We start from the raw sequence: 20,437 nt of genomic DNA, 5'->3' as shown, positions 1-20,437 counted from the left end.
TCAGACCACCGGGATGTCGTTGGCGAAGACGAGGCCCAGCAAATCCACCCTGATGGCCTTGATGCCGATTTCCGCGAGCGCGTTCATCTGGATGCTGCCGGCGGCGTCGATGGCCATCAGGCCGCCGACGTTCATGCCCAGTTCGCCGCCCGCTTCCATGTTGAGCGCACCGGCGGCCTTGGCGTTGATGATCGACCCTGTCAGGTCGAGTATCCCACCGCTCATGATCGAGATCTTCCCGCCCGCCTTGAGCGACAGGTCCTTCCCCGCCTCGACGGAGACCGAGCGGGTCCCCTTGATGGTGACGGAGCCCTTGCTGTCGACGGTGATCTCGGTCTTGGTGCGGTCCAGGTTGATGGTCAGCCGGTCGTCGCCGCTGCTGATCCGCACACCGCGCTTGCCGCCCACCCGCTCGTCGAGCAGGTCGACCCGGTTGCGGTTGCGGTCGGCCAGCGTGTGCCGGACGGCCCGGCCGCTGGTGCGGTCGTACGGCTGGACGTCGTTCCTGCCCGGTTTGTCCTTGCCGTTGTAGAGGCCGCCGATCACGAACGGGTGGTCCAGGGCGCCGCGGTCGAAGCCCACCAGCACCTCGTCCCCGGCGTCGGGCGCGATGATGCCGCCGCCCTTGAACCCGCCGAACTGCACGGTACGGGTCCAGTCGCTGATGTACATGTCGTCGAGCCAGGGGAAGCGCAGCTTCACCCGGCCCTGCTTCAGCGGGTCCTTGATGTCGGTGACCAGCGCGTTGGCGACGCTGGGCATCCGGGCCGACGGGCTGGCCCCGCCCGATGTGAGCCCGTACAGCGAACGCCACTGGCGGCCGCTGACCGTCAGGAACGTCTCGTAGTGCCGTCCGTCGCCGAACGTGTGGCGGGCGGCGGTCACCGTGTACTTGCCCTCGAACGGCTCGCCCACGTCGGCGAGCGCGACCGGGACACCGGGCCGCAGCTTCGGGTTGCCGCGGACCGTGACCTCCACCTCGGCGAAGGCCGCGGTGACGTCGTCGGCGAGGGCCGATGCCGCGTTCTTCACCTCGCTCTGCTTGTCGTACGGGGTGTCCGTCTCGACGATCGTCGCGGGTCCGAACTTGCTGCTGGCCTTCGCGGGGGTGGTGCCGATCGCTATCTGCGGGTTGGACGCGGCGGGCGACTTGCCGACGAGGTCGCGCTTGGCGGTCACGTCCCAGCCGCGCGCCTCGACGGACGACACCTGGTCGGCGGAGGTGACCGCGGCCCGGCAGCGCAGGATGTCGACGCCGGCCTCCAGGACGTACACGCTCTTCTCGCTGGGCGTGCTGACCGGCGGGGCGCCGGACGCCTTGTCGGCCTTGGCGAACTGGAACTCGCCCTCGGAGTCGACGGACAGCACCCGCTCGTTCTCGTCGGCGAGCCGGCACAGGAAGTCCCAGTCGGTGACGTTGGCCTGGGTGATGTACTCGTAGATGCTCTTGGTGGCGTCGATCTTGCCGATCTTCAGCTTGTCCTGGCCCGCGAGCTTGCGGGCGATGTCGGACGCGGTCATGTTCCGGTATCCGACCACCCGCCGCTGCCGGAGCATCCGGTGGCCGCCGTCGTAACCGCGGATGACCGTCATGGTGCCGGTGCCGTCGTAGTCGGTCTCCAGGCCGGTGATCTCGCCGGTGAGCAGCGGGGACTGGGCCCCCTGGCCGTCGGCGACCGGCGCGATGACGATCTTCTTGCCGATGTCGGCGCCGGAGTCCGAAAGCACCTTCTTCTTGGGATCGCGGAAGGTCAGCTGGAACGAACCGGGCACACCCGCGCCGAAGTCGACCCAGCCCGCGACGAGCAGCGAGGCCAGCTCCTTGTTCAGCGGTGCCCCGCCGATGGTGACATGGAGGACATTCGAGTAGCCGATCTTGGTCATCAGTGGCCGACCTCTTCGGCGGCGGGAAGCATGAGTTCGGTGCCGGGGGTCAACTGCCCCGGGTCGTCGATGCCGTTGGCCTCGGCGATGCTCCGCCAGACGGTGGCGTCGCCGTACTCGCGGAAGGCGAGGAACTGCAGCGAGTCGCCCGCGACGACCCGGTGCACCCGGCGTGCGGTGAGCGCCCCCGATGTGGGGTTCTGCCCGGCGGTCTTGCTCGGGATCTCGTGCAGATGCACCTGGCAGGTGGCCCGGATCGGGACACCCGTGGTGCTGAAGAGGCTGTACGAGGCGTCGACCGAGCTGACGTACGCGGTGAAGCGCGCGGTCGAGAACGCACCCCACTGGAAGACCACCCACGGGGTCGACGGCTGCTTCGCCGCGATGCTGGCCGATGTCACCTCGCAGCAGGAGAAGAGCGCTTCGACGTTCTTGCGCACGTCGTTGCTGTCCGGTTCGTCGGAGCTGTCCAGGAAAACCTCGACGGTCATCTCACGGGGTTCGGGCCCCATGAACTCCGGTACGGCGCCGTCGCGTACCGCCGCCGTGGGGGTCGTCTTCCACTGGGCGCGGCGGCTCAGCGCCAGCTGCGACGGGTTGAAGTCGAAATTGAACGTGCGGATCAGCCCGCCGGGCGTGGTGCTGTAGCCGACGGGCGGCTGGTGGATCGCCAGCGTCGCCCGCACCAGGCTCTTGCCCGCGCCGCCCTTGCCTCCGGTGCTCGCCATCTGCGCAGCCCCCTAGTCCGTGAATCCGTGGTGGGTGATCTCCAGGGTCTCGACGGCCACCGAGGGGTTCGACGGGTTCAGCGAAGGACCCCGCCAGCTCACCGGCAGCACGTCGATCAGGCCCCAGCGGGCGACCAGCGAACCGTCGGCGCGCAGCGCGGAGATCTGCGCGGTGGGCCGGGTGACCCCGGTGGTGATGGAGGAGATCCAGGCCGCGACCTTCGAGGTGTCCGGCGTGAGCGGTCGGGTCAGCGTGATGTTGGAGAACGTGACCCGGGACGGCAGCTGCCAGACGAAGCCGTTGTTGCCGCCCTCCTGCCGCTGCTCGATCTCCACCTGGGAGGAGAGCCCTTCGCAGCCGTTGAACGTGCCCAGGCTCTCTCCGTCGATGGACAGGCTGAAGAAGATGGTGGAGCCGGGATCCTGGTCCTGAGGCATCGGGCGCTGCTTTCCTTCCTGCGGGTCGTTGCGGGTGGTGCGAGTGGAGTGGTGCGGGTGGTGCGGTTATCGGTTCTCGTGTGCCGTTGTTCTCGTGTGCCGTTCGCGGTTCTCGGTGCGCTGCTCCCCGTGCTGCCGGGGGGCCGCGCCTGCCGGCCGGTGTCAGCGCCGGGGGTCCCGGAGTCTGCCGATCCGTTCGCGGTCCATCCGCAGCTCCGTCCTCAGCAGCCGGGTGAGCGGCCCGACCAGCCGGTGGGTCAGCTCGTCCACCTGGCCGTCGGAGAGGTCCCGGGCGTCGAATCTGCTCCCGGCCTCCTCGGTGGAACCGTCGCAGCGCGGACCGTTGTTGAGGTTCGGCGCGACCGCACTGTACGGCGGGGGGCTCTCGGGCCTCTCGGTGTACGGGGGCGGGGGCCCGTCCCCGCCGCTGCTGTTGTTGCCGTTGCTGGCGCCGACCGGTGTGCCCTGGGCCGTGACGTTGACGGCCGAGAGCTGGGGCGGGGCAGGCGCGGCCGGTTTGACCAGGAGGGGAGGCCGCGACCCTTCGGGCGGGGTGCCGGGCGCCCGCTGCACCGGCAGCGCCGCGGGCGTGGGCGATACCGCGCGGGCGAGACCGACGACCGGGGCGGCCTGGCGCCCTGCCGTGTCGGGGGCGGCCGGGGCGCCGGGCGCGGACAGCGTGGTCCCGGCCGTGAGCGGAGCCAGCGCCGAGGCCATGGTCACGGGAGCGGGCGCGGCCGGTGCTGAGGACGTCCCCGGCGATGCGGCGGCACGCTGCACGGGCAGCGGCGGGAACGCCTCAGCGACCCCGCTGAACCGCAGCCCTTCGGCCCCGCGCCGCACCGGAGCAGCGTCCTGGGGGGCGGAATCCGCGCCGACAGCAGGCGCCGCCGGGCTCGGGAGTGCGGGGCCCGCGGTCCCCGGGGCCGACGCACGCTGAAGGGGCTGCGGGGCCGGGAATCCGGCGGGCTGCTGGGCGGACGGGCCACCCGGCAGGGGAGCCGGGCCCGGGAGTCCGGCCGCACGCTGAACGGGGCGCGCCACCGGGGTCGTACCGGAGGGGGTCGTACCGGAGGGGGTCGTACCGGAGGCACCGGACACACCGGCCGGTCCGGAAGCCCCGGCACCGCTCCGCAGGGGCGCGGGCGCAGCCGCTCCCGTGGACGGCGCCGCAGCGCGCTGGACCACCGGCTCGGCGGAGCCGAAGGGCCGGACCACGGGACGCGGCGCCGCCGAACTGCCGGGCGCGGGGGCCCGGTTCGGCTCGGGCGCCGGGTGCGGTGCGGACACGGCGGGCGCGCCGGGTGCCGCGGAACGCTGAACGGCCGCCGGGCCGGTGGCCGCCGGGCCGCCCTCCGGTACCGGAAGCGACGGGGCGCCCGGAGCGGGGGCGACGGGGCGCAGCGGCGCGGCGGCGGCGGGGGCGCTCTTCCGCTGTACGGAGCCCGACGGCTCGGCCGGCGGACGCACGGCGCGCGCCGGGGCCAGCGGACGTACGACGGGCGGGGACACGGCCGGGGTACGGCGTGCGGACGGCGCGGCGGCGGGCGGCCTGGTCGCGGACGGGGCGGTGGCGGCGGGTGCCGGACCACTGGACGCACGCTGCACGGCCGGAGGCGCGGTCACCGGGCCGTTACCACTGCCGGGAGCGGACGCCACGGGACCGGCGCCGCTGCCGGGGGCAGCCGTGGACGCCGTACCGGGGGCGGGCATGCCGATCGGGGCAACGGGGGCCGGGGGCAGCGGAGATGGTACGGATGCCGAGGGGCTGGTGATGCCGGGGCCGGTGATGTCAGGGCCGGTGGTGTCAGGGCCCGTGCTGCCGGGGCCGGTGACGTCCGGGGAGCCCGCGCCACCGCTGCCTGCGGATCCGGCAGACCGGGCGGGTCCAGCAGCGCCGGTGGCGCCGGTGGCGCCGCCGTCCTGCCGAACGGGCGCCGGAACGGCGGACGGCATGGCAGCCCGCTGTACGGGCTGCGGGGCAGCCGCACTGCCCGGCGTGCTCTTCTGCTGACGCTGCAACGGAGTTGGCCCCTTCGCCTCATTCCCGACCGGCCGCGCTCCGGTCGGCGGCCCGGCCACCGGCGCACCGAGAAGCGGCCTGCGGCGCGGAGCGGGAGCCGCGGAGGCGGACCCACCGCTGGAACCACCGGCGGACCCGCTGGCCGCACCACTGCCGGAACTACTGCTGGAACCGCTGCCGCTACCGCTGTTGCTGCTGCCGCTTCCCGTCGCACGCCTCTGTACGGGGGCGGGTGTCGCGGCCGGGGCCGCCGATGCGGATGACGCGGCCGAGGAGGACCGGGGCTGGGTCTGGGGCTGAGAAGCCTCGCCGGACGGACCGGACGACGGACCTGAGGACGTCGTGGAGCCGGGCCCCGTCGCCTGCGACGGCGAAGTGCCGCTCCCCTGCGCCTGGTCGGCCCGGCCGCCGTCGGGCGACGGGGTGTGCTGCGGGCCCTCGGCCGCCGCGGGCGGACCGAGCCTGCTGGAACGCACCGGATGCGCCGCTCCGGCCGCGCCCTGGTCGGCCGCCGCATCGCCCCGTACCGGCGCACCGAGCCCGGCCGACCGGCCGGCACCCGGAGCCGCCGCACGCTGGACGGAGGCGGGGCCCGAACGCGGCTGCACCGCACGCTCAGAAGTGATCGAGCGCTGAACGGCCGTTTCGGGGACGGAACTTGTGGCGGGGCGCCCGGTCGCGGGCCCCCCGGCCGCGGAACTCCCCGCCGCGGGGCTGTCCGCCCCGGGAGGAGTCGCCGGCGTACGGCCAGCCGGCCGCCCCTCCGACGCAGCGGGTCCGGCGGCGGCGCCCTCCGGTCCCGTACCCGTACCGCTGTCCCCGGACCCACCGGGTGCGGACACACTGCGCTGCACCGTGCCCCCGGCAGCAGGGGCAACGGGCCCCACAGGCCCTGCGGGCGGCGCAGAAGGCGTGGACAGTGGCGATACCGCCGGTCCGGCCGCACCCGGGGCACGCGCCGGTACGGACGCCGACGACGGCGCGCCCGGCGAAGAACCGGCCGAAGCGGCCGCACCGGACGAAGCAGGCGAAACAGGTGAAGCGGGCGAAGCAGTGGAACCGGACGCGGCGCCGGAGGCGACTGGACCTGACGAACCAGACGCACCTGACGAACCGGTAGAGCCGACCGAACCGCCGCTGCGGGAGGGCGACTTCGAGAGCTGTACGGGACGCTGCGAAGGCGCGGCCGACTCGCCCGCCGGCTTCCGCACCGGTGCGGACGGGCGGGACGCGGCACTGGCCCGCTGGACGGCGGGCGCGGCAGGACCCGCGCCCCCGGCAGGACCCGGGGCAGCAGCCGAAGGCCCGGAAGCCCGGGGCGCGGGGGCAGGCCCGGGAGAAGAAGAAGAGGGCAGGGGTGCGGCCGGAGCCGGAGATTCCGCCTCCCTGGCGGGAGGCTCACCCGCCTGCGGGCGGGCCGAGGCGGGCAGCACCCGGCGCTGCACGGCGGCCGGCGGAGCCGCACTGGTCAGCGGGGCCCGCCGGGGGGCCGGCTGCCGTACGGGCGCCACCCGGGGGCCGGCCGGGCGAGCGGCGGCGACCGCACGCTGGACCGGGGATTCCGGCAGCGGGCCGGAGCCCTCGTACGGTCCGGGCGCCTCGCCCACGAGGTCCGCGCCGTCGTCGACCACCGCGACCGGCAGCGAGAGCGCGGGCATCCCGAAGTCGCCCCCGGAGGGAGCGGCTGCGGGTGTCAGGGCATCACGGAGCAGCCCGCCCGGGGCGCCGTCGAGCACGGCGTGCGAGAGCGACCCCGAGAAGGACGGGTTCTGGAAAGTGGCGAGCCGGGAAGCGAAGTCGGCGGTGGCCACTGCGTGCCCCGCCGTGTGCTGGGTCGCCCGCTGGATCGCGGGCAGCCCGTGCCAGCCGCGCCCGGAGGCCCCCACCGCGTCCGGCGCGGAAGCCGCCGGGGCCGGAGCCGCCGGGGCGGCGGGTGCCGGAGTGGTGCGGGCAGACGTGACGGGGCCCGTATCCGTACGGCCCCTGAACCGGTCGAGGAATCCCATGACGGTGGCCCCGCCCCCTTACCGCTCTGCCGACGCGCGCGTCACGAGTGTGGCGATCTGCTCAGCGTACCGGCGCCGGTCGCGGTGTTCGAGGTCCAGGATGTCCTCCAGGCTCCAGTGGAAGTGGTAGGCGATGTACGCGATCTCCTCGTGGACACGTTCGGTCGCGTACGTCACGATTCCCCCAGGCGGCTCCCGCCGAGTTCGACCTCGAACGGCTGCTCACAGTGCGGACAGGTCACGCCGGCCCTGGTGTGGCCCTCGGCATTGACCTGACGGTAGAAGTCCTGCAGGAAGGCGAGGTCGGAGGCGAACATGTTCTCCACCACGCCGTCGTGCATGTGCGTCACACTGCCCAGCCGGGTGATGACCCGGCCGAGCAGGACGACGGACAGATACGCGGGGTTCTCCTGCACCCGCATGTCCCGCAGCGGGATCAGCTCGTCCCGCGCGGTGGCCAGGCGCATCACGCCTTCGCGGTGCACGGTCCCCGACTCGTCCACGTAGCCGCGCGGCAGCTCGAAGGCGAACTCGGTGCGCAACTCCCGGCGCGCGGGCGGTGCTGCGACCGGGGCCACGGCCGGAGCCGCGGCCTCGGGTGTGACCGCGTCGGCGGCCGGTGCCGGCTGGGCAGCTGCTCCCCTGCGCATTACTCCATCATCATTTCTTCGTAAGTGATCGTGACGGTCTCTGTGAGGGCCGAGGCCTCGCCCGCCTTCACGGTGCTGGCCGCGACCTTGCTGCACCAGGCGTTGCGGAGGTGGTAACGCTTCACGGGGCTGTTCTGGTAGTCCATCACGATGATGGAGGCGTTCTTACGGGCCGAGCCCATGTCACCGCGGATGGAGGCGTTGATCCAGTCGTTGAAGGACTTGGACTGGGTCATACCGCGGACGACCGTGGCCTCACCCGCCTTCTTCACGCCGGGCAGCTTCTTGGTGATGGGCTGGCCGTTCGACGAGACCTGCTGGAACTCGATGACGTCCTGCGTCATGTCCAGGCCGTTGACCTCCTGGAGGTACTCGACCATGACGCCGTCGATCTGAAGACCGAAATTATGTGAAGTGAGCGAATCGCCGGGCATGAGGCTCATGGACGCTTTTCCTTCTCTTCGCGCTGTCCGTGGTGTCGGTGGTGCCGGTGGTGCCGGTACCGGTGCCCGCCGCACAGGCTCTGCTGGCCGTGGGAGGCGGGCACCGGGTGGTGCGCGGGCCGGACCCGGCGGCCGGTTGTGGCGGCCGCCGGGTCCGGAGCGCTACTACTCTTCCAGCTCTCCGCCACCGCTGGAGAACTGGGCCAGCCTGAAGATCACGAACTCGGCCGGCTTGACCGGTGAGACACCGATCTCGCAGATGACACGGCCGAGGTCCACCGACTCCGGCGGGTTGGTCTCGGCGTCGCACTTCACGTAGTAGGCGTCCTCCGGCGTCGCACCGAAGAGGGCGCCGTTGCGCCACTCGGTGACCATGAACGCGGAGATGTTCCGGCGGATCCGGGCCCAGAGGGCCTGGTCGTTCGGCTCGAAGACGACCCACTGGGTACCGGTGAGGATCGACTCCTCCAGGTAGTTGAAGTACCTGCGGACGTTCAGGTAGCGCCAGGCCGGGTCGGAGGAGAGGGTGCGCGCACCCCAGATCCGGATACCACGGCCGGGGAAGGCGCGGATGCAGTTGATGCCGAGCGGGTTGAGCAGGTCCTGCTCACCCCGGGTGATCTGCATCTCCAGGTCCACCGCACCGCGTACGACCTCGTTGGCCGGCGCCTTGTGCACACCGCGCTCGAAGTCGTTGCGGGCCCAGATGCCGGAGACGTGGCCACTCGGCGGGATCAGCCGGGTCTGGCCGCCCGCCGGGTCGAAGACCTTGATCCACGGGTAGTACAGGGCGGCGTACTTGGAGTCGTAACCCGCGGTCTCCTGGCGCCAGACACGGATCTGGCGGGCGTTGAGACCGGGCGGCGGGTCGATGACGGCCAGCCGGTCGCCCATCAGCTCGCAGTGCGCGATCAGACCGAGCTGGACCGCCTTGACGGACTCCAGGTCGATGGCACCGCGCTGGTAGGCGGCCATCAGGTCGGGGACCGCGACCATCGAGACCTCGTCGACGGCCTCCAGACCGCCGAAGCCGGTCCGGTCGGCGGAGTCGCCGAGGTAGTCGCCGATCCGCACCTGCTCGGGCTGCTGCTGCTCCACCGGCGCGGGCGTCGGGGCGGCGGCGGGCGCGACGAGCGCGACCGTCTGGTTCTCCGGCCTCGCGACCTGCGCGGCAGCCGCGTCCTCCTGCAGGAGGATCAGCTTCGAGCGCTCCTTGACCTGCGTGACGACATAGTTGCGGTTGCCCTTCTTGGCCGACACGTCGAAGGTCTCCGCGACCTTCTCGCCGTCCTTGACAACCAGCTTGAAGCGGTCGGCGGGCCCCTCGGAGTCCGCGACCTCGACGCTGATGGAGCCACTCTCGCCGGGCGCGATCGCCGACACCGCGAAGGTGCCGAGCTGCTTCGGCTCGCCGGCCGGCAGCGCCGCCGGGGCGGAACGTCCGGTGACGGACGCCTGGCTCTTCCCCTCCTCCTCGCCGGAGACCCCACCGGGGACACCCCCGACGCGGACCACATAGGCGGCCGAGCCGCCGTTGTTGAAGAATCCGTAGACCGAGTGCGCCAGGAAATAGCCGTCGGTGAACTCACCGAACGACGCGACGTACTGCGTCCAGTTGGTCACCAGCGTCGGCTCGTTCAGCGGCCCAACGGGCGCGAGACCGACAAAGGCGGCGACCGAGGTGCCCACCCCCTCGATCGGACGGGAGCCGCTGGCCACCTCCTCCACGTACACACCTGGTGACAGGTAAGACGGCATGCTCAGCTCTCCTCGGGGTACGAGACACGACCTGCCCTCCACACTGCGAGGCGGGAAGCGGTGGCGAAACGTCCGCCGGTACCTATCCGAGGGCATGCCGAATGCCCTGATGGGCAGCCGCGCCCCCACGAGGCCACCGTCGGTCCACGGCCGGAGCCCGTCAGGTGACGGTGCGGCAGCAGGCGAACCGCCCGATGATTACAGCCCGGCGCCGTCTTGTCACCCGGTGCTCTCCCGGCGGGCCGCTCTCACCCTTCCGGACCGCACGCGTCCGCCCCCGGAGGCAGCGGAACGGAGCGCGGTACCCCCGGCACACCCCGCCCGGCGGGCGCCGCGACGCCGCGGCTGCCCTCAGGAGCCATACGCGGTGCCCGCACAGGCGCGTACAAGTGCTCCCGGCCGGCGCCGAGGGCAGCCGGAGTGGCCGCACGGGGCAATGGGGCTGCCCCCCAGCCTGGTGACACGACGTCACGCCCTTGACTAGTGTCCGGCGCGTGAGCATCTGGACTTCTCTGGAGCCTGCGTCCACCACCGTGGACCCCGGCAGTACGGCCACCGTGCGGCTTCGGCTGCGCAACACGGGCGACGTCGTCGACGAGTACCGGTGCGTACCCGTCGGTGACCTCGCCCCGTACGTGACCGTCGAACCACCGACCATCCGTCTCTTCCCCGGCACCACCGGCACCGTGACCCTCACGTTCGCCCCGCCGCGCACCCCCGACGCCATCGCGGGACCCAACCCGTACGGCATCCAGGTCATCCCGACCGAGCACCCCGAGGCGACCACCGTCCCCGAGGGCAACGTCACGATCACCCCGTTCTCCGAGATCCGCGCGGAGCTCGTCCCGCACACCGTCAAGGGCCGCTTCCGCGGGCGCCCCAAGCTCGCGATCGACAACCTCGGCAACACCAAACTCACCGCCTCCGTCAACGGCAGTGAGAACGGCGACCAGCTCACGTACGAGATGTACCCGGCCAACGTCCAGATCGAGCCGGGCCGCGCCGCCTTCGTGAAAGCCACCCTCCGGCCCCGCCAGATCATCTGGTTCGGCCGCAAACAGGACCGCCCGTACAAGCTCGCCATCCAGCGCTCGGGCACCAAACCCCTGGACGTCGACGGCACTTACGTCCAGCGCGGCTTCCTGCCCCGCTGGCTCGCCACCCTCTTCGCGGTCTTCATGGCCGTCGCCATCGTCTTCGTCATGTACTGGTTCACCCACAAACCCCAGGTCGCCACCCGCGCCACCGAGAAACTCCAGCAGGCAGGCGTCGCACTTCCCACACCCACCCCCACCCCCGACCTTCCGACACCCTCGGACCCACCGCCCTCACCGGACGCCCCCACGCCGCAGAACAGCGACGGCAGCGGTGGCGGCGCCGGGGGAAGCGGCGGCGGTGGCGGTGGCGGTGGCGCGCCCAAGAAGAAGGCGCCCGATCCGGCGAACGCCAAGCACGTCCTGATCAAGAACACCGGGTCCAAGCTGTGCGCCGAACTCCCCGGCAGGGACAAGGGCCAGATCAACGGCTGGGTGATCGAGAACGACTGCAACCCCACGGACGCGGACAACCAGATCTGGGATCTGGAGGTGCGCTACTCGCACGGCGGCCCGCACCACAACAGCCTCTTCCAGATGCGCAACATCAAGGACCGCCTCTGCATGGACCTGGGGGAGATGGGCGCCAGGCCGGCCGGGACCGGCCTCGCCGAGTTCACCTGTGACGGCACCAAGGCCGACAACCAGCTGTGGTGGCTCGACAAGCAGCGCAACGACCACTACCTGATCCGGAACTACGCGAGCAACGACCTCTGCCTGAAGACGACGCAGAACGGTCCGAACGGCAAGCAGGGCGACAACGACGACAACGAGCTCCTGATCGGGCGGTGCGACCTCCCGGACGCCCATGAGTGGGTCTTCATCCCGATCCCCAAGGACGCGTGACGCCTGCCAGTTCACGGCCGGTGCCGGACGGGGCCGTGAGCGGCGAGTGACGAAGAGCGGGCGGCGGGTTCTCACCCACCGCCCGCTCTTCGTCGGCCGTGCGTCACATCAGCCGCTGTTCACCAGCCGCCCTCCTCCAGGACCAGCCGCCCGGCCTTGCGGTACTCGCGCTGGGCACCCGCCAGCAGATCCGCCGATGTGACCGGTGAGCCCCGGCCCGCGGCGGCGTAGGCGGCGGTGACCACGGCGCTGCGGATCGAACCGCCCGCCAGCTCGAACTCCTTGGCGCAGGGCCCCGGATCGATGTCGTCCACACACGGCACATGCACCAGGCTGTGCTGCCACAGCGCCAGCCGCTGGGCGGGGTCGGGGAACGGGAAGTCGATGATCAGGTCCAGACGCCGGGTGAACGCCTCGTCGATATTGCCCCGCAGGTTGGTGGTGAGCAGCACGATGCCGTCGAAGGACTCCAGCCGCTGGAGCAGATAGGCGCTCTCCAGGTTCGCGTAGCGGTCGTTCGAGCTGTTGACCTCGGAGCGCTTGCCGAAGACGGCGTCGGCCTCGTCGAAGAGCAGCACGGCGTCCGTACGGTCGGCCTCGGCGAAGATCCGTTCCAGGTTCTTCTCGGTCTCACCGATGTACTTGTCGACCACCGACGAGAGCTGCACGACATAGAGATCCAGGCCGAGTTCGGCCGCGACCACCTCGGCCGACAGCGTCTTGCCGGTCCCGGAGTCACCGGCGAAGAGCGCCAGCGCGCCCCGCCCGCGCCCACCGCCGGCGCTCAGCCGCCAGTCGCCGAGCACCCGGTCGCGGTGGCGGGCCCGCAGCGCCAGCTCATGCAGCTGCCCCAACGGCCGCTCGGGCAGCACCAGATCGTCCCAGCCCACGTCGGGCCTGATCCGGCGGGCGTGCTGTTCGAGCCCCGACGCGGACTGCTGCCGGGCGGCCAGCCGTACATGGGCCGGGGACAGCTCCGTACCGTCGAAGGCGGCGAGGTCCAGCGCGGCGCGCGCGGTACGGCGGATACGGTCGCCGCCCAGCCGGTACGGGGCCACGACGGGCGCCAGATCGAAGCCGAGGGACTCCGGCCCGTCCGCCAGGCCGAGCGCCGCCGACCAGGCGGCGAGATCGCCGGAGCGCTGCCGGGGCGCGTCGAGCACGAGCGGGTCCCGGCCGCACCAGTCGGGGTCGTACGGACGCCCACCGCCGAGCAGCACCGAGACACCGTGGGCGGCACGGTCCGCCGCTCCCCGGGCCTGACCGCCTGCCGCCTCGTGCACCGCATCGGCCACCGCGTTCTGCGCCGGACTGCCCGTCATGTGCTGCGCCGGGCCGCCCGCCATGTCCTGGGCGGGGCCCTCCGTCAGCAGCGCGCGGAGCAGCGGCCCCGGGTTCTCCGGTACCGGCGCCACCACGATGGGGCAGCCGCGCAGCCGGGCCTCGCGCAGCAGCACGGGGAGGAGTTCCGGCGGCCCCTGGTCGCCCGGGGCCGGGTAGGGGGCCGCCTGGTCCGGCGCCGGCATCTCCGCCGGCGTACGCCGGGCGGGCGCGTAGTGCAGGGCCTCAAGGCCGGCGGCAGCCAGTGCGGCGGTGACACAGGAGAGGGCGTCGCCGTCCCGGTCCTCGCGGAGGTACGCGGTCAGCCGCCCGGAGGTCAGCCGCCCGGCCAGCAGCTCCGCCAGGGCGCCGCCGGACTGCCCGGACTCCACGGGGCGCGGCGGCAGCAGCGTGACGTGCCCGGCGAGCGAGGCGTCCGGGGTGTCGTCGCCGAGCAGATGCGCGGTGACCCGGTCGGGCACCCGGAGCGACCGGCTGAGGAAGGGCCGCTCGGTCTCATCGAGCTGGACGAGCCCCAGGGCGAACAGCGGCGCCGAGGGATGGAACCGGGCCCGCGCACCGGCGTCGTGCACGGGCAGGCCGCACAGTTCGATGGCCGGTCCGACGGTGGCCCGGCGGCGGCTGACGTCGTCGTTGAGGTAGCCGTACAACGGCTCGAACGTCCGGTCCAGGTCCGGCGCGAGGGCCAGCAGCAGTATCGCCTCGTCCAGCGGCCCGAGCCCGAGCCGGCGGGTGAGACGGCGCAGCCGGTCACCGTCGCCGCCGGGCGCCGCGGGATCCCGGCCGGTCCGCACGCCGGAGGCCGCGCCGCCGGGTGCGCCGGCGTGCCGGCCGGAGCCCGCGCCGGTCTCCGGGGCGCCGTCCGCCTCGCTCCCGGGGCCGGTGCGCGCGGCGGGAACGCCCCCGGCAGCGGCCCCGGTCCTGCCCCCGTCCGCGTCCCTGTCCCGCGCCCCGAGGAGATGCTGAACGGCCTCGTCGGAGAGGTACAGCCCGCGCAGCGGATCGGCGGCGGTCGGGTCGGTGGCGCTGCGCGCCTCCACCAGCTCCGCGACCCGCTGCCGCAGCAGCCCGAGCCGGGCGGTCAGCGCGTCGGCCGCCCCGCCACCGGAGTTGGCACCCCCGGAGCCGGCATCGGCCCCGGCTTGACGTCCGTCCTCACGTCCGGTTTCGGAACCTGCGCTCACTCGGGCTGCGCTCCTGTGCTCGTCGCCCCGCCGGGAGCGCCGGGCCGGCGGCGCCCGCCGGTCCTGGCGAAGTGGCGCGGCTGGTGGTCTCGTCGCTGCGAGTCGTCGAGGGTGCCGTCCGTACCGCGTACCCGCACCCCGGCGCCCTCGGTGACCGGCGGCCCGACCTCGTACTCGGGGAACGCCGGGAAGGGCGCGGTCACGACCAGGTCCAGTGACGGCTTGAGCTCGCCGCCCAGCGCGGACCAGATCTCGGCGAAGGACCGCGCGTCGGTCTGCAGCCCGGCGATCGTCATGGGCACGGTGAGCCCGAGCTCGGCCAGCGGGCCGGTCAGCTCCTCGGGGGGCAGCACCTCACGCGGCAGCAGCGTGGCCAGTACGGCGGAGAGCATCCGGTGTTCGTCCTGAGGCTGCTTGGTCCAGGCGGTGATGAGGTACGAGAGGCGGAACCAGCGCGGCGGCTGCCGCCGCTTCAGCACCACTCCACGCTCGTCCTTGACCGCGATGGCGCCGCGTTCACGGCGCTTGACGTCCTCGCGGATGTCGTACAGATAGGCGTCGATCGTCGGCGAGTTGCGCCGGGCCGCCCAGTCGCGGGTCGGGGCCTCGAAGGCGATGTCGACCCCGGTCCCCTCCAGGGCTCCGCCGGACAGCAGCCCCTTCAGGACCTTGTCCACCTCGTGGATCACTGTCGCGCCCTTCACTGGTGCCGGTCTCACAGGCGGCACCCGCTCCGGGTCGCGGGTCCGCACCGCCATCCTGCACCGTGGCCTCTCCCGTACCCAGGCGTGGGAGGGACGGGCCGGGTACCACTCCGCCGGTCCCCGGGGGCAGTACGGCTTGCCCCGGAGGACCGGCGGAGTGACCGGCAGGACACCGCCCGGACGAAGCGCCATGAAGTGCAGTGCAACCACATGAAATACACGCAACTGCGCGCAATGCCACGAACCGGACCCGTCCTGAACCGGTCAGATATAACCCTCTCTGAAGGCATAAGCGACGGCATGGGCCCGATTGCGAAGGTGCAGCCGGGTCGTCAGACCGTGCATCACGTTCTTGACGGTGCGTTCGGAGTACGAGAGCTTCCGGGCGACCTCCGCCGTATCCATGCCTTCGGCCACCAGTTGCAGCACCTCCAGCTCACGCGAGGAGAGCCCCGAAGCGGGTGCCCCCGGTGAGCTGGTGGCCTTGCGCTGGAGGGCACCGACCTGGGATATCAGCCGCCCGAGCAGATCGGACGGCATGTCTCCCTCGCCCCTTGAGGCAGCGATGACCGCCTGAAGGAGCCGGTGCCCGGTGGCCTCGTGCCGCCAGACGATGGCTGCGACGCCGCTCTCGATCACCTGGAGCAGTTCCGCCTCACGGATCAGGCCCGCCACGAGAACGGCCCGGGTGCCGTCGATCCGTACCAGCCGCCGCAACTGCGACAGGGTCGGTTCGTCCAGCGCATCCGCCAGCAGGACCGCCACCGTTCCCGGCCGACCGCTCGCCTCGTCGACCAGTTCGACGGCCGGCTGCTGGCGCAGCTGAGTGGTAGCCCCCGCCAGTGAGAGCGGGTCGGACGCGTAAATGGCGACCGGGATCCTGGCGTCAGGTCCCGTCGAATCTAATGACGTCCGCATAGTCAACCCCTCACCTTCTCGCAGAACACCATGATCCGTCACACCGTGATCCGGCGGAATCACGGGAGTCCGCACTCCTGTGACTGATGGTGTCCGTATTCGTGATTCTGCACGAGACCGGCACGAGACGGACAGCCCGGCATTAAGGCGACCACCGACCGGAAAGCCTCTCACACGCCCGTATCCGATCAGTTACATACCCGGGCGCCCGGAGATGGCCGGGCCATGAACTCCCGTACGGATGAGGCGCATTACGACAGCGGCCAGCACACCATCGCGCCGGGAACAAGACCAGAAAGCCGGACAAACCACTGCGGAACAGAGAACGCAGTGCCGCCTGTCAGTGAAATAACCCTTCCGGAGCGTCACCGGCAACAGGTACAGAACAGAGACAGAACAGAGACGGAAGGAGGCTTCTCAGCAGATCCGGGCACCTGCCGGCCCGCAAATCCTTCACCATTCCCCCGCATTCACGTTTCCACCCTCAGGCCCGCCCTCAGGCGTCCAGGACCTGGCCCTCGCGCCGCACGACGGGCGGCTCGACGCTCCACGGGAAGTTGATCCACTCGTCGGTGCGCTTCCACACGTACTCGCATTTCACCAGCGAGTGCGACTTCTCGTAGATCACCGCGCTGCGCACCTCGGCGACCGCACCGACACAGAAGTCGTGCACCAGTTTCAGGGTCTTCCCGGTGTCGGCGACATCGTCGGTGATGAGCACCTTCTTGTCCGAGAAGTCGATTGCGTTGGGGACGGGAGCCAGCATGACCGGCATCTCCAGCGTGGTCCCCACACCGGTGTAGAACTCGACGTTCACGAGATGAATGTTCTTGCAGTCGAGGGCGTACGCCAGCCCACCGGCCACGAATACACCGCCGCGCGCGATGCTGAGCACGATGTCGGGCTCATAGCCGTCGTCGGCGATGGTCTGCGCGAGCTCGCGCACCGCGCCGCCGAAACCGTCGTAAGTCAGGTTCTCGCGTACGTCACTCATGGCTGGATATCACACCTGGGTCCGATGGAAATTGAGGAAGGACCGCGAGGCGGTCGGCCCGCGCTGCCCTTGGTAGCGCGACCCGTACCGCTCACTGCCGTACGGGTGCTCGGCCGGCGAGGCGAGCCGGAACATACAGAGCTGCCCGATCTTCATCCCGGGCCAGAGCTTCATGGGGAGGGTCGCGACGTTCGACAGTTCGAGCGTGACATGCCCCGAGAAGCCGGGGTCGATGAACCCGGCGGTCGAATGCGTGACAAGCCCGAGCCGCCCGAGGCTGGACTTGCCTTCGAGCCGCGAGGCGAGATCGTCGGGCAGCGTGACGACCTCGTAGGTGGAGGCGAGCACGAACTCCCCGGGGTGCAGGATGAACGCCTCGTCCCCGTCCGGCTCGACCCGGCGCGTCAGATCCGCCTGCTCGACCGCGGGGTCGATGTGCGGATAGCGGTGGTTCTCGAACACCCGGAAGTAGCGGTCGAGCCGCACATCGATACTGGAGGGCTGCACCATGTATTCGTCGTACGGATCGATGCGCACGCGCCCGGCGTCGATCTCGGCCCGGATGTCCTTGTCTGAGAGAAGCACGCCCCGAGGATACGGGGACCGCACGGCCCCGCCGTAATCGGCCGACCGGCACCCCCCGCACCACGGACGGCGCACCCCAGGCAGCGCCCCACCGAAGCGGCCACACTCTCCGCCGCTCCGGCTTTCCCTGCCGGACCTGCTACTGCTGCTCCAGACCCACGGGTACGGCATTCCGCAACCGCGCACAGCGGGGACACCGGATGAGCCTCCCGGGCCCGATCCGGTCGGTCCCGAGCTGCTGCAGCGGGAACGAGGCAGTACTGAACACGTGCCCTTCGGCACAGCGGACGACGGTGCGTTCCATCGGATTCATCAAGTCCCTTCCCCATCAAGCGTGGACGAGAGAAAACACCACATTAGGGGATGTACAGGACACCACCACAACCGGCACTCCGCTCGGCCACGGTACGCCCCAACTACCGCACCCAACACCCGGATCCCCACCCGGAACCAACCCCCGGAAACCGACAAACCGGACGGCTGTACGGACGGTCGTCCGGGTGGGGACAGGGGGTGACGGGGGAGGGGGGCGGGGCCGGGAAGGCCCGGAAGAGGGGCTCAGTCAGCAAACCGAAACCGAAGAAAGCCCGGCACAACACTCGGGCGACTGCGGCACGGACGCCCCGCCCGACCACCCACCACCACCGAGCCCATGGCACAGCCCGCTGCCCGCAGCACCGGGACGTGAACACCGGGACGGGCCGAGCATGAGGTAGAGTAAACGCGATGCGATTCCCTCCGGGAAGATCGCTGCGCGAGTGTAGTTTAATGGTAGAACATGAGCTTCCCAAGCTCAGAGCGCGGGTTCGATTCCCGTCACTCGCTCCATGACAAAGGCCCTGGTCGGAGACCAGGGCCTTGTTTGTTGTCTAGACCTGCTGGAGTGCGGCGTGCCCTCCGCGTGCCCCACATCGCGACGGACCTCTCTGGGTGACTCTCTTTTCCTGGCGGACCACTCCGAGGGCCGCCCACCCAGAGCCGGGGCGGGCGGTCCGGAGGAGGGTGTCAGGCGAAGAGCAGCGTGGGTTCGGCGAGGATGTCCCTGCCCTGCTCGCTCTTGTAGATCAGATCGATGCTGCCGAAGCGGGCCTCGGTGTAGTCGAGTCCGAGTGAGGCCACCGCCTTGCGTACGGCCTCTTCGGAGCTGCTCTCGATCTCCAGGAAGGTGGGCAGGTCCGGCCAGGTGTCGAAGTCGTAGCTGACACCGTCGAGCTGCCATTCCTCGCGGTAGTTCTGCTGGTACCGCACCTGGCGCAGGCCCAGGGCCGCGAGAAGTTCCGCGGTCCGTTCCAGGTCATTCACCTCGATCTCGATCTCGGTGGTGCCGTTGATGTGGGTGGCGTCGGTGACCTGCTTGAGCGTGAGGGTGGTCTTGCCGCCCTCGTCCCGCAGGCGCAGCCACTGCTCGCCCTGGACGGCGTCGTTCTCGAAGATCAGGCGGGTGAACAGGGTCTTGTCGAAGGCCAGCTCGGCCCCGGCCGCTCGCAGGCGGTCGCGTACCGCGTCCGCGTCGATCTCCAGGAACTTGGCTTCGTATTCGTGCTGGGCCACAGCATCCTCGCTCTCGTTTGTTTCGCTTCTACGCGGTCAGGTCGTGCAGGTCCTGCTCGCGCATCTTCCTGATCTCGGCGCACGCGTCACTGCTCACGAACTCTTCCACGGGCAGACACAGGTCCATGCGCTGAATACATACGCCGACGTGGAAGGTGCCGTCCGGGTCGCGATAGAGCCGCGCCCCGTAGTAACCCTCCTGGCAGTCAACGCTGTTGTTGAACCTGCAGCCGGCACACGTATCGGGCAGCCGCAGGGAACGGATGTGCTTCACCACGAGTTGCCGGCCTGACGGAAGGCGATAGGTGATGCGGAAGCCTGACGTACCTGCGACCAGCCGGATCTCCTGCGGGACGGCACCAAGCTCGGCCAGAAGAAGATCGACAGCATCGAGGGACTCATCGCCGTCGGCCAGCGACGTCAGTATCCGCACGGATAACCTCGGCGAGTACTTCTCCAGCAGCCGGTGGACCCGCTGTACGTGGGTGTGATCGGGGATGACGACGTTCGCCCGTACTCCGATACCGAGCGACACAGCGACGCGGATCGAGTCCTCCAGCGCTTCGATCTTGCGCGCTGCCAGTGCCCGCACCCTGAACCGTGTGCTCTGAACCTGCGCGAGCTCGTCAGGAGTGGTGCCGAAGATCGAGAAGTTGACATGCCGAAGCCCGGCGTCCGCACAGCCAGGCAAAGACCTCACACCGTTTTCGCCATTCGAGGTGACACTGGCCGAGTAGCCAGCCTGCCGTGCGAGAGCGACGATCTGCGGCAGCTTGGGGTGCAGGGTCGGTTCCCCACCGGTGAGGTGGACCTCGTCGAAGTCCAGTGCGTCACGGAGGCGAGTGAGGGCAGCGCGGAACGCCTCGTCCGGGATGACGGGGGCGCTGGTGAAGCGGGCGCCATTGGTGGCGATGTACAGGGAGGTCCGTCCGGAGGGGCCTGTGGGGGTGAAACGTTCGGGCCAGCGCGGGTGATTGTCGGCGCTGACCGGTGTGCCCTCGTTGTGACAGAACGTGCACGTCATACCGCATGCGTCGATGACTTTGACGCGCAGAGTCCGGTCCATCGAGACATGGATGGGAACGTCATCGCTGACGTTCCGTAAAGCGCGGTGCTGGAACATGTGACGTTGCTCCTTCGGCATGGCAAGCCGGCAACCTGGGAGAGTGAGCGGGCCCGGCGAATTGGCTGATGTGCTGGCCGGGTCAGGAACTGATAGCCGAGTCAGGGACGGACGCGGCTGCGCTGCCCGTCTGTACTGCCGCTGGGCTGTACTGGATGACGTGGATA

At 70.9% G+C, this 20,437-nt stretch carries 17 protein-coding genes and 1 tRNA gene; 3 read left to right on the top strand and 15 right to left on the bottom strand.

Annotation, left to right across the window (positions count from 1 at the left end):
* From ACWGKJ_RS14530 to ACWGKJ_RS14515, 4 genes are all read right to left on the bottom strand, one after another.
* Complete coding sequence (locus ACWGKJ_RS14530) at positions 1-1,884, bottom strand: VgrG-related protein (protein WP_385032677.1); 1,884 nt, start codon at positions 1,882-1,884, stop codon at positions 1-3.
* The gene (locus ACWGKJ_RS14525; protein WP_385032674.1) at positions 1,884-2,612 is read right to left on the bottom strand and encodes a CIS tube protein; all 729 of its coding nucleotides are present in this window, start codon (positions 2,610-2,612) and stop codon (positions 1,884-1,886) included. The genes ACWGKJ_RS14530 and ACWGKJ_RS14525 overlap by 1 nt, the downstream gene beginning before the upstream one ends.
* A 12-nt stretch (positions 2,613-2,624) precedes the next feature.
* Entirely contained in the window at positions 2,625-3,050 is a 426-nt protein-coding gene (locus ACWGKJ_RS14520; RefSeq protein WP_266855031.1) for a phage tail protein, read from the bottom strand.
* Between the two features lie 162 nt (positions 3,051-3,212).
* Positions 3,213-4,676: a hypothetical protein gene (locus ACWGKJ_RS14515; protein ID WP_385032671.1), complete on the bottom strand. Its 1,464-nt coding sequence runs from the start codon at positions 4,674-4,676 to the stop codon at positions 3,213-3,215.
* A 739-nt stretch (positions 4,677-5,415) separates the two neighbouring features.
* Here ACWGKJ_RS14515 and ACWGKJ_RS14510 point away from each other — a divergent pair.
* Positions 5,416-5,709 (top strand): hypothetical protein, encoded by a 294-nt coding sequence (locus tag ACWGKJ_RS14510; RefSeq protein WP_385032668.1) that lies wholly within the window; start codon positions 5,416-5,418, stop codon positions 5,707-5,709.
* 1,388 nt (positions 5,710-7,097) lie between these two features.
* Here the strand turns inward: ACWGKJ_RS14510 and ACWGKJ_RS14505 are convergent.
* From ACWGKJ_RS14505 to ACWGKJ_RS14490, 4 genes are all read right to left on the bottom strand, one after another.
* Complete coding sequence (locus ACWGKJ_RS14505; RefSeq protein WP_328537638.1) at positions 7,098-7,256, bottom strand: DUF6760 family protein; 159 nt, start codon at positions 7,254-7,256, stop codon at positions 7,098-7,100.
* Positions 7,253-7,729, bottom strand: a complete 477-nt coding sequence (locus ACWGKJ_RS14500; protein ID WP_385032665.1) for a hypothetical protein — start codon at positions 7,727-7,729, stop codon at positions 7,253-7,255. Before ACWGKJ_RS14500 ends, ACWGKJ_RS14505 begins: the two co-directional genes overlap by 4 nt.
* Positions 7,729-8,172 (bottom strand): phage tail protein, encoded by a 444-nt coding sequence (locus ACWGKJ_RS14495; RefSeq protein WP_385032662.1) that lies wholly within the window; start codon positions 8,170-8,172, stop codon positions 7,729-7,731. Before ACWGKJ_RS14495 ends, ACWGKJ_RS14500 begins: the two co-directional genes overlap by 1 nt.
* A gap of 165 nt (positions 8,173-8,337) precedes the next feature.
* Positions 8,338-9,930 (bottom strand): phage tail sheath family protein, encoded by a 1,593-nt coding sequence (locus tag ACWGKJ_RS14490; protein WP_385034168.1) that lies wholly within the window; start codon positions 9,928-9,930, stop codon positions 8,338-8,340.
* A 494-nt stretch (positions 9,931-10,424) separates the two neighbouring features.
* On the opposite strand from ACWGKJ_RS14490, the gene ACWGKJ_RS14485 reads away from it, so the two are divergent.
* Positions 10,425-11,870 (top strand): RICIN domain-containing protein, encoded by a 1,446-nt coding sequence (locus tag ACWGKJ_RS14485; protein ID WP_453315741.1) that lies wholly within the window; start codon positions 10,425-10,427, stop codon positions 11,868-11,870.
* A 119-nt stretch (positions 11,871-11,989) separates the two neighbouring features.
* On the opposite strand, the gene ACWGKJ_RS14480 is transcribed toward ACWGKJ_RS14485, so the two are convergent.
* From ACWGKJ_RS14480 to dcd, 5 genes are all read right to left on the bottom strand, one after another.
* The gene (locus ACWGKJ_RS14480; RefSeq protein WP_385031032.1) at positions 11,990-14,395 is read right to left on the bottom strand and encodes an ATP-binding protein; all 2,406 of its coding nucleotides are present in this window, start codon (positions 14,393-14,395) and stop codon (positions 11,990-11,992) included.
* Complete coding sequence (locus ACWGKJ_RS14475) at positions 14,392-15,084, bottom strand: DUF4255 domain-containing protein (protein WP_385031038.1); 693 nt, start codon at positions 15,082-15,084, stop codon at positions 14,392-14,394. The genes ACWGKJ_RS14480 and ACWGKJ_RS14475 overlap by 4 nt, the downstream gene beginning before the upstream one ends.
* 279 nt (positions 15,085-15,363) lie before the next feature.
* Positions 15,364-16,017, bottom strand: coding sequence for a helix-turn-helix transcriptional regulator (locus tag ACWGKJ_RS14470; RefSeq protein WP_385031030.1), 654 nt, complete (start codon positions 16,015-16,017; stop codon positions 15,364-15,366).
* 496 nt (positions 16,018-16,513) lie between these two features.
* Entirely contained in the window at positions 16,514-17,011 is a 498-nt protein-coding gene (locus ACWGKJ_RS14465; RefSeq protein WP_385031027.1) for a phosphoribosyltransferase, read from the bottom strand.
* A gap of 9 nt (positions 17,012-17,020) precedes the next feature.
* The gene (gene dcd, locus ACWGKJ_RS14460) at positions 17,021-17,596 is read right to left on the bottom strand and encodes a dCTP deaminase (protein WP_385031024.1); all 576 of its coding nucleotides are present in this window, start codon (positions 17,594-17,596) and stop codon (positions 17,021-17,023) included.
* A gap of 754 nt (positions 17,597-18,350) precedes the next feature.
* Between dcd and ACWGKJ_RS14455 the strand changes: the two genes are divergently transcribed.
* Positions 18,351-18,424, top strand: a tRNA-Gly gene (locus ACWGKJ_RS14455).
* A 177-nt stretch (positions 18,425-18,601) separates the two neighbouring features.
* Here ACWGKJ_RS14455 and ACWGKJ_RS14450 read toward each other — a convergent pair.
* Together ACWGKJ_RS14450 and ACWGKJ_RS14445 are read right to left on the bottom strand one after the other, a co-directional pair.
* Positions 18,602-19,147 (bottom strand): class IV adenylate cyclase, encoded by a 546-nt coding sequence (locus ACWGKJ_RS14450; RefSeq protein WP_385031021.1) that lies wholly within the window; start codon positions 19,145-19,147, stop codon positions 18,602-18,604.
* Positions 19,148-19,175: 28 nt separating this feature from the next.
* Positions 19,176-20,270 (bottom strand): radical SAM protein, encoded by a 1,095-nt coding sequence (locus tag ACWGKJ_RS14445; RefSeq protein WP_385031018.1) that lies wholly within the window; start codon positions 20,268-20,270, stop codon positions 19,176-19,178.
* Positions 20,271-20,437 lie beyond the last annotated feature (167 nt).

Source organism: Streptomyces sp. NPDC054757, from assembly GCF_053612185.1.
Note: the sequence above shows the minus strand (reverse complement) of the source record. Positions and strands in the feature narration are given on the sequence as shown.

Coding starts and splice junctions, on each gene's coding strand:
- ACWGKJ_RS14495 (WP_385032662.1), bottom strand. CDS start 8,172: ATGAGCCTCATGCCCGGCGATTCGCTCACTTCACATAATTTCGGTCTT.
- ACWGKJ_RS14470 (WP_385031030.1), bottom strand. CDS start 16,017: ATGCGGACGTCATTAGATTCGACGGGACCTGACGCCAGGATCCCGGTC.
- ACWGKJ_RS14500 (WP_385032665.1), bottom strand. CDS start 7,729: ATGCGCAGGGGAGCAGCTGCCCAGCCGGCACCGGCCGCCGACGCGGTC.
- ACWGKJ_RS14490 (WP_385034168.1), bottom strand. CDS start 9,930: ATGCCGTCTTACCTGTCACCAGGTGTGTACGTGGAGGAGGTGGCCAGC.
- ACWGKJ_RS14525 (WP_385032674.1), bottom strand. CDS start 2,612: ATGGCGAGCACCGGAGGCAAGGGCGGCGCGGGCAAGAGCCTGGTGCGG.
- ACWGKJ_RS14520 (WP_266855031.1), bottom strand. CDS start 3,050: ATGCCTCAGGACCAGGATCCCGGCTCCACCATCTTCTTCAGCCTGTCC.
- ACWGKJ_RS14445 (WP_385031018.1), bottom strand. CDS start 20,270: ATGTTCCAGCACCGCGCTTTACGGAACGTCAGCGATGACGTTCCCATC.
- ACWGKJ_RS14465 (WP_385031027.1), bottom strand. CDS start 17,011: ATGAGTGACGTACGCGAGAACCTGACTTACGACGGTTTCGGCGGCGCG.
- ACWGKJ_RS14530 (WP_385032677.1), bottom strand. CDS start 1,884: ATGACCAAGATCGGCTACTCGAATGTCCTCCATGTCACCATCGGCGGG.